Origin of the sequence: Pseudomonas sp. S37 (genome assembly GCF_016658545.1) — a bacterium.
Taxonomy (GTDB): Bacteria; Pseudomonadota; Gammaproteobacteria; order Pseudomonadales; family Pseudomonadaceae; genus Aquipseudomonas.
Genome location: NZ_JACVZC010000073.1, coordinates 1 through 9,269, shown reverse-complemented (window position 1 = coordinate 9,269; position 9,269 = coordinate 1). Strand labels below are relative to the sequence as shown.

General features: G+C 66.0%; 3 protein-coding genes. 2 read left to right on the top strand and 1 reads right to left on the bottom strand.

Annotation, left to right across the window (positions count from 1 at the left end):
* Positions 1 to 239: 239 nt before the first annotated feature.
* Positions 240 to 6,575 carry a non-ribosomal peptide synthetase gene (locus IAE39_RS19685; RefSeq protein ID WP_201205612.1) on the bottom strand — a complete coding sequence of 2,112 codons (6,336 nt, stop codon included), beginning with the start codon at positions 6,573 to 6,575 and terminating at the stop codon, positions 240 to 242.
* Between the two features lie 409 nt (positions 6,576 to 6,984).
* Between IAE39_RS19685 and IAE39_RS19680 the strand changes: the two genes are divergently transcribed.
* Both IAE39_RS19680 and IAE39_RS19675 read left to right on the top strand, forming a co-directional pair.
* On the top strand, positions 6,985 to 7,767 hold the full coding sequence (locus IAE39_RS19680; protein ID WP_201205610.1) for a helix-turn-helix transcriptional regulator: 783 nt from the start codon (positions 6,985 to 6,987) through the stop codon (positions 7,765 to 7,767).
* A gap of 15 nt (positions 7,768 to 7,782) precedes the next feature.
* Positions 7,783 to 9,186, top strand: coding sequence for an efflux transporter outer membrane subunit (locus tag IAE39_RS19675; protein WP_201205608.1), 1,404 nt, complete (start codon positions 7,783 to 7,785; stop codon positions 9,184 to 9,186).
* Positions 9,187 to 9,269 lie beyond the last annotated feature (83 nt).

Sequence of the window (9,269 nt, the reverse complement as noted above, 5' to 3'; positions counted from 1 at the left end):
AGTGGGGACAATTGATTTGCAATGGCTGGCACCGGCTTTGCCGGTGTTCGCGGGTGAACCCGCTCCCACAGAATCCTGCACAGTTTTCAGAACCTGTGGTGCACCTGTGGGAGAACCTGTGGGAGCGGCTTCAGCCGCGAACACCGGCGCAGCCGGTGCCATCCACTGCGTCGTCTGCTTCGCGGCGGTTCGACGCCTCGACATACCCGCTCCCACAGGTACGGTGCTGGCTTCGGGTATCAGATACGCCGACGCTTGCCCAGGCTGGGAATGGTGGTTTGCGGGATCACCACGGCAACCTGTTCGCGGCTGGTACTGGCTGCCAGGCCAGCCAGGGTCGGCTGGCTGAACAGTGTTCTGGCATCCACATGCAACCCGGCCTGGCGCATGCGCGCCACCAGGCTGACGGCGAGCAACGAGTGCCCTCCCAGCTCGAAGAAGTTGTCGTCACGGCCAACCTGCTCGATCTTCAACACTTCGGTCCAGATGCCGGCCAAGGCTGTTTCCAGTTCGCCCTGAGGCGCCTGGTACTCACGGCTGATCACCGCCTCTGCCCCAGGTGCCGGCAGTGCCTTGCGCTCGACCTTGCCATTCGGGCTCAACGGCAACTCGGCCAGGGCCACGAACGCCTGTGGCACCATGTACTCGGGCATGCGCGCCAGCAAGTGGCTGCGTAGCGCCTCCAGCGCCGGCGCCGGCTGGCCATCGCTGCAGGTGAAATACGCCACCAGGCGCTCTTCACGCATCAGCACCACCACCTGGCCCACCGCCGGGTGGGCGGCCAGCAAGGCTTCGATTTCGCCCAACTCAACCCGCAAACCGCGCAATTTGACCTGGAAGTCGTTGCGGCCAACGAAGTCCAGTTCGCCGTCAGCACGGTAGCGCACCAAGTCGCCGGTGCGGTACAGGCGGTCGCCTTCGACAAACGGGCTGGCAATGAAGCGCTCGGCCTGCAGCTGCGGTAAACCCAGGTAACCACGGGCCACGCCGACACCGCCGATGTGCAACTGCCCCACCGCACCCAACGGCACCGGCCGGTCATGGGTATCGAGCACGTACAGGCGGGTATTGGCGATCGGCCGGCCAATCGGCGGGGCCTGCATCGGCAGCGGCGCACGCGCCTGCAAGGTCCAGGCAGTGCTGTCCACCGTGGCCTCGGTAGGGCCATAGACATTGTGCAGGCGCACCTTGGGCAGGCGCTGTCGCACACTGTGCACCAGTGCCAGGGTCAGCTCACCGCCGCCGCAGAAGATATCGGTCAGGCTGGTGCACCGCTCGACGCCCGGTTGCTCGAGAAACTGATGCAGCAGCGCCGGCACGAACTTGACGATGCCGACCTGCTGCGCCTGGATCAGCTGCACCATGTAGGCCGGGTCGCGGTGACCATCGGGCCGCGCCAGTACCAGGCGCAAACCGGCGGTCAACGGCCAGAACAACTCCCACACCGAGCCGTCGAAGGTGAACGGTGCCCGTTGCAGCAAGGCATCACCTGCGCGCGGTGGGCAGATGCGCGAACCCCAATGCATCAGGTTGCACAGGCCACGGTGTTCGACCATCACCCCTTTAGGCGTACCGGTGGAGCCCGAGGTGTACATCACGTAGGCCAGTTGCGAAGGCCCCAGCCCCGCCACGTGCGGGTCATTGGCCGGGTTGCCCAGCCAGTCGTCATGGTCAAGGTCGAGCCAGCGGCATTGCAGGGCGGCGAACAGGCCCTGCGTGGCGCCATGCACCAGCACCATGGCCGGGGCACAGTCCTGCAGCATGAAGCGCAGGCGCTCCTGCGGGTAGCCCGGGTCGAGCGGTACATAGGCGCCGCCAGCCTTGAGCACGCCCAGCAAGGCGACCATCAGCGAGACGCCGCGCTCGATGCACACCGCCACCCGGCTATCCGGGCCAACCCCTTGGGCGATCAGGTGATGAGCCAGGCGGTTGGCCTGGGCATTGAGGGTTTCGTAGTCAAGGCTGACGTCGCCTGCCTGCAAGGCAATGGCTTTGGGGGTGCGCCGGGCCTGGGCCTCGAACAATGCTGGCAAGGTGTGCCCAACCGGGCTGTCAGGGTCTTCACTGCCATTGAAGCCCAGCAGCAGCCGCTGCAGCTCGCTTTCAGGCACCGTGCACAAAGTCTGCAAACCCGCACTGCTACCACGGGTGAGCGCATCGCCCAGTTGCTGCAGGGCGCACAGCAGATAGTCCATGACCCGTTGCGCACCGATCGCTTGCGGTGCGCGAATGGCCAGTTGCAACGTATCTGCGCGCTCATCCACGGTCAGTACCAGGCCGTAGCTCTGCACTTCGCTGGCCTCGGCCAGTTCCACGCCTGGCAGCACCTGGCCGAACGGTAAGCTGCCTTGGCGGTAGTTGATCAGGCTGTCGAACAATGCGCTGCCGGCCGGCAAGCCACTGCAACGCTGGGCCAGGATCAGCGGCGCATCTTCATGCGCCAGCAGTGCCGCCAAGCCTGCGTGGGTTTCCTTCAGGGCCTGGCCCGGCGCGCGCTGTGCCAGTGTGATACGCAGCGGCAAGCTGTTGATGAACATGCCCATGGCGCGACCGGCACCCGGGCCGGCCAGGCTGCGCCCCAGCAGCACGGTGCCGAGCACGACTTCATCGCGCCCGCCCAGGCTACCCAGTACCTGCGCCCAGGCCAGGTGCAACAGGCTGGCCAGGCTGGCGCCCTGTTGCCGCGCCTGATGACGAAGCATGGCAACACGTTCGCCGGCCAGGCAATGGTCGTAATTTTCCAGGCATTGCTCGTCGACCGTCGCGCCCCCATACCCGGTGATCGGTGCCTGCGGCTCGATACCGGCAAGCTGCTTGCTGAAGAAGGCCGCATGCCCAGCCTGGCGCTCGGCATCGGTGCTGGCGGCGACATAGTCACGGTAGGCCACTGGCCTGGGCAACTGCTCGCCGTGCCCCGCCATGAAGGCTTCCAGTTCGCCCAACAGCACCTGCAGCGACACGGCATCGTTGACCAGATGGTGGAAGCGCAACAGGCCCAACCAGCACCCCCGCTCGGCATCTTCGGTACACACCAGCGCCATCATCGGCGCCTGGCGCAGGTCGAGTGGCCGTTGCTGCGGGTCGAAATGCTTGCGCAATTGCCCGGCGGGCCCATGCCAGTGTTCGACGGGCAGGCGCGCTTGGCGCCAGACCACCTGCTGGGGGTGCTCCAGCCCCTCCCAGCACAGGCTGGTGCGCAGGATGTCATGGCGATCGATTACCTGCTGCAAGGCATCGGTAAAGGCCTGCAACTGCTCGCGGCTGGCAAAGGTGAACAGTGCCTGCTGCTGGTACGGGTCGCGGGTGTCGGTGACATGGTGATACAGCAGCCCCTGCTGCAGGGGCGCCAGCGGGTAGATTTCCTGCACGTTGCCGGTACCGCCAGGCACCGAGGCGACGATGTGGTCGATTGCAGCCTGGTCCAGTGCGGTGAGTGTCAGCATGCCTGGGGTAATCTGCCGGCAGCCCTGCGCCACCCGGTTTTCCGGCACCCGCGTGCCAACGACCGGTGTTACGCTGGCGGCCAGGCTGGCCAGGGTCGACTGGCCGAACAGCACCTGCACGTCAGCCTGCAAGCCCTGCTGACGCAGGCGCTCGATCAGTTGCACGGCCAGCAGAGAGTGGCCACCCAGCTCGAAGAAATGGTCCTGGCGCCCTACCCGCTCGACCTGCAGCAATTCACCCCATAGCTGCGCCAGTTGCTGTTCGATCGGCCCCACAGGCGCTTCATGCTCACGGCGCACCTTGGCGCTTTCGTCGGCTTGCGGCAAGGCGCGGCGGTCCAGCTTGCCATTGGCGGTCAGCGGCCAGTTGCCCACGCGCACATAGGCCCCCGGCAGCAAGGCCAGCGGCAGGCGTTCGCGCAGGTGCTCGTGCAGCGCTGGCGGGGTCACCGGCTGGTCAGCGATGAACCAGGCCTGCAACTGGCCGTCGCGCAGCATCACCACGCATTCGCGCACGGCTGCATGGCTGGCCAGGGCTGCCTCGATCTCGGCCAGTTCAACGCGCACGCCGCGGATCTTCACCTGGTCGTCGTTGCGCCCGAGGTATTCCAGGGTACCGTCGGGCAGCCAGCGCACCAGGTCGCCGGTGCGGTACATGCGCGCACCGGGTACCTGGCAGAACGGGTCCTGCAGAAAGCGCTCGGCAGTCATCTGTGGCCGGTTCAGGTAGCCCCGGGCAACCCCCTTGCCGCCGATATAAAGCTCACCCGCTGCACCGGGTGGCAGCAACCGGTGCTGCTCGTCGAGCACGTACAGCCGGGTATTGGCCACCGGGCCACCGATATGCAGCGGCCCACCGGCCGTTACCTGGCCGGAGGTGGCAACCACCGTGGCTTCGGTGGGGCCGTAGTTGTTGATTACCCGATAGCGCCGCTCACGTGCCAGCCGGCGCAGGCGGTCGCCGCCGACCAGCAAGGTTTGCAGGGTCGCGTGCAGCTCGCCCTGGGCAAACGCGTGCTCGGCGACCGGGGTTGGCAGGAAGCTGACGTCCAGCGGCTGGCCCCGCCACCAGTCAAGCAAGGCATCGATGTCTTCGGCGCCCTCGCGCACCGGCGCCAGGTGCAAGGTCGCACCGCTGCACAACGCCGGCCAGACCTCCCAGGCCATGGCGTCGAAACCGAAACCGGCCAGGCTCGACTGATGCCGCCCAGGCCCCAGGCCGAAGGCGCTGCAGTGCCAGTCGACCAGATTGCCCAGCATGTGCTGTTCCACCATCACGCCCTTGGGCAAACCGGTGGAGCCAGAGGTATAGATGACATAGGCCAGGTCGCTTGGCGATTGCGCCGCAAACGCGAACGCTGTGGCCGGCGTGGCAGCCCAGTCGAAGCGATCGAGTTCGATCTGCCTCAGGCCAACGGCTGGCAGGCGATCGGCCAGCCGGGAAAGGGTCAGCAGCACGTCAGGTGCGCTGTCTTCCAGCAGGTAGGCCAGGCGCTCGCGGGGGTGGGCCGGGTCGATCGGCACATAGGCGGCGCCGGCCTTGAGCACGGCCAACAGCCCTACCAGGGTGTCTAGCCCACGCTGGGCGACCACCGCCACCCGGCGTTCAGCCCGCACGCCCAAGCCTGCCAGGTGTTGTGCCAGCAGCTCGGCACGCCGCTCAAGCTCGCCATAACTCAGCGCCTGGCCGTCGTGCAGGGCCGCCACCGCTGCCGGCCGGGCCTTGGCCTGGGCGCGGATGCGGTGTTGAATCAGGGCCGCATCCGCCACGGGCGTTTGCGTGGCATTCCACTGCGCCAGTGCGGCATGTTCCTGGCCGGTCAGCAGGTCGAACGCGCCAAGCGATGCGTGTGGCTGCTGCAACCCTTGCTCCAGCACGTGCAGCAGGCGCGCGGCCAACGCCTGCACCTGGTCATCGGCAAACCAGGCCCGGTTGTGTACCAGGTGCAGCGTCGCCGCATCGCTGTGGCTGTTGCAACGCAAGTGGATACTCAACGGCGTCGGTTCGTGGCCGTTGCAGATCATGATCGTATGGCCAGGCGCATCGGCAATCTGCAGCGCGTTGCTGTCTTCTTCGAACGACACCATCAGCTCGAACAACTGCGGCCGTTCTTCACGCAATACGCCCAGGCTGCGGTTGAGTTCGCTGAGGGCAAAGCGCTGGTGGCGATAGTCCTGCTTCAGCGCATCGCCAATACCCTGCACCAGCGCCGCGAACGAGCATTCGCGGCCAAAGCCCATGCGCAGTGCGCTGACCTGGGTAAACAGCCCCAAAGTCGCCTTGAAACGGGCGTTGCCGCGGTTGCGCACTGGCAGCCCGACCACCCACTCATCGCGTTGCCAGGTGCGCACCACGCAGACGTGCAAGGCGGCCAGCAGCACATGCAGCGGCGATGCTTGCAGCCCACTTGCAAAGCGGCGCATGCGCGCCAGCAACTGGCTGTCGAACGCTTGCTCCTGTGCGCCGCTGGGCGAGCCGCTGACCGTCGCGGCGCGCTCGCGCGGGGCCAACAGGGCGTCGGGCAGCTGCTGGTACCTGGCCAGCCAGTAATCACGGTCGCGGGCATGGCGCGTGGACGCCTGATACTGGGCATCGTCTTCAATAAAGGCATGGTAGGACGCTGCCCCGTGCGGCAAAGGCAGGCCCTGTTGCAACAGCTGATAGCAATCGGCGAGTTGCTTGAACCACTGGTCCACCCCCCAGCCATCCAGCACCAGGTGGTGAGCCTGCACGGCCAGCAGGTAACGGTGCTCGGCAATGCGCAGCAACGTTGCGCCCCACAGCGGGCTGGCATCCAGGCGATAGGGTGTGCGCATCTGTGCCTTCAGCAAGCCCAGTGCGGCAGCCAACGGCTCTGGCGCCTGGCGCAGGTCGTGCAAGGCCAGCGGCACGGCCATGTGCGCGGCGAAGTACTGGCGGGCAAGGCCGCCTTCGGTGACCAGCACCGTGCGCAGGCCATCATGCTCGGCCACCAGGTGCTGCAGCGCCTGCTGCAACTGCCCGGCATCCACCCTGCCCTGCAGCTCGACATACGCGCCGATGTTGTACAGCGGCGAGTCGCCATGGCTGATCTGGTCCAGCCAGATGTCACGCTGGGCAACGGTCAGGGCAAAGGTTTCGACGACAGGCATGATTCGGCAGGTCCTTCTGGTTGATCATCCGCGGATTCAAGCATCGCCACCTGCAGCTGTATGGCCCGCTAAACCCGGACAACCGCAGCCCCGGGGCGGGCTGCTGAAAAACGTGTAGGAGATCTGCCACACCACGTGATCCGCAATGGCCTACGGCACACGGTATACGCCGCGATCTGCCTGGATCAGCCATGCTTCTGACGTCAATTAGCTGGCTAAACATTGCATCGCCCAAGCGTCACCTCGTTCTACAGCAACACTGCAGCTGCGAATCGGTGTCATTTTCTGTCCCGGTTTTCCATTACAGACGCCTGCCCGGTAGCGGGCTTGAATACGCCCACCACCCCACCCGGAGCACTCGACCGCGAGACCACCCGCCGCAACACCCTGAACCAAGGAAGACTAGGAAATGATGCTGACCGACAGCCGCGAACACCGCCCCGACCCACAGCTGTACCTGCAATTGGGGGAACTGATCGCCAGCACCGGCGCTGCAGGCTTTGCCGAACAAATGTTACGTCTGGTCGACGTTCAGGTGCCCATCCACCGCATCGAGCTCAGTGAATGGACGCTCGATCTGCACAAGGCGCACGCCAGCCGTATCAAGGTGTTGGGCAACGCTGGGCCACAGCACAGCCAGCACGAGGCTGACAACCTGCGCAAACCCTTGCTGCAACGCATCATGCAGATGAAAGACCCGCTGCTGATCGCGCTCAAGGCGCCGCTTGGCCCCCACCCGTCACGCCAGAATGCGCATCAATGCCACCTGGTTTCCTGCAGTGGCAGCAAACGCTGGGTGATCAGCTTTCATCGTGCGCCTAGCCAGCGCGCGTTCTCCTTGAGCGAACTGTCCCAGCTGAAGAGTTTGTCCGACACCCTGCTGCCGTTGGTCGAGCACCACGGGCAACTGCTTGAGCAAGGGGCTGTGCGGCGCGCCGGTTCGCCACTGGCTGACCTTGAAGCCGGCACGCTGCGCCAGTCGTTTGGTGAGCGGCTGTTGCAGGAAGCCGTGCGCCTGTCGACCCGCGAACAGGAAGTGTGCCTGGGCCTGTTGACCGGCGGCACCGTGCCAGAAATGGCGCAACGGCTGAATGTGAAGAACAGTTCGGTCGAAACCTACCTCAAACGCGCCACTGCCAAGCTGGGGGTCAGTGGCCGCCATGGGCTGGCGAAATGGATGGCCGGTGCCTGACAGCGAGAACCCGCAATGCCCCGACATGCGCTTACCTTGATTGCCGTGCTGTTGTGCGGCTGTACGCTGGCACCCGACTACCAGCGCCCTGCACCACCGGTGAATGAGCAATTCCCCCACGGCGCAGCCTATGCCGGCGATGCCCGGCAATACCAGGCCGCCGAAGACTGGCAGCAGGTGTTCCACGACCCGGTACTGCGCCAGTTGATTGGCAGTGCCCTGAACAACAACCGCGACCTGCGCGTTGCCGCACTCAACGTCGAGGCCTACCAGGCACAGTACCGTATTCAGCGCGCCGACCTGCTACCCAAGGTTTCCGCCGATGGCCAGGGGCAGCGGCAGTACCTGCCCCGCGGCATGACCGGCACTGACCAAGGCGTAATCAGCTCGACCTATGCCGCGACGCTCGGCGTGAGCGCCTACGAGCTTGACCTGTTCGGCCGGGTGCGCAGCCTCAGCGACCAAGCCTTGCTCACCTACCTGGCCAGTGAGGAGGCGCAGCGCAGTACCCGCCTGAGCCTGGTGGCAAGTGTCGCCAGCGGGTACCTGACCTGGCGCGCCGACCAGGAACTGCTGACGCTGGCCAATGAGACCCTGGTGGCCGATGAGCGCAGCCTGCGCCTGACCAGCAACCAGCGCCGCGCCGGTACGGTATCGGCCCTGGACCAGATCCAGGCGCGCACCAGTGTCGACAGTACCCGTGCGGCAGTGGCCCGCTACAAGCGCCTGGTGGCGCAGGACCTCAACCAGCTGACCTTGCTGGTGGGCGCGCCAGTGGCCGCGGACCTGGCTGCCCTGCCCCTGGCAGCCGAGCAGATTGCCGGGCTGCCGGCCGGGTTGCCGTCTGGCCTGCTGCAACGCCGGCCGGACATTCTGCAGGCCGAGTACCAGCTGCGCGCGGCCAATGCCAACATCGGCGCGGCGCGGGCGGCGTTCTTCCCCAGCATCAGCCTTACCGCCAATGCCGGCAGCACCAGCCCCGAGCTCAATGGCCTGTTCGATGGCGGCTCGGGTACCTGGCTGTTCCAGCCGCAGATCAGCCTGCCTATTTTTACTGCAGGCAGCCTGCGCGCGAGCCTGGACTATGCGCAGTTGCAAAAGGACATGCAGGTGGCGCAGTACGAAAAGGCCATCCAGAGCGCTTTCCAGGAGGTGGCCGACGGTTTGGCGGCGCGCAGCACGTACCAGCGGCAACTGCAGGCACAACGTGACCTGGTGGCCTCTAACCAGCGTTACTACGACCTGGCCGAGCACCGCTACCGGATTGGCGTGGACAGCAGCCTCACGTTTCTGGATGCGCAGCGCTCGCTGTTCAGTGCCCAGCAGGGGCTGATCAATGACCGCTTGGCGCAACTGGTGGCGGAGGTGAAGCTGTATGCGGCGTTGGGTGGGGGGTGGAAGGAGGATGCGGGGGGGTAATGTGCTGCTCCGTCGGGGGGGGGGGGGGGGGGGGGGGGGGGGGGGGGGGGGGGGGGGGGGGGGGGGCGGCGAGAGGGGATCCG

Excerpts from the sequence above, each read along its gene's own strand:
- IAE39_RS19675 (WP_201205608.1), top strand. The coding sequence starts at position 7,783 with ATGCCCCGACATGCGCTTACCTTGATTGCCGTGCTGTTGTGCGGCTGT.
- IAE39_RS19685 (WP_201205612.1), bottom strand. The coding sequence starts at position 6,575 with ATGCCTGTCGTCGAAACCTTTGCCCTGACCGTTGCCCAGCGTGACATC.
- IAE39_RS19680 (WP_201205610.1), top strand. The coding sequence starts at position 6,985 with ATGATGCTGACCGACAGCCGCGAACACCGCCCCGACCCACAGCTGTAC.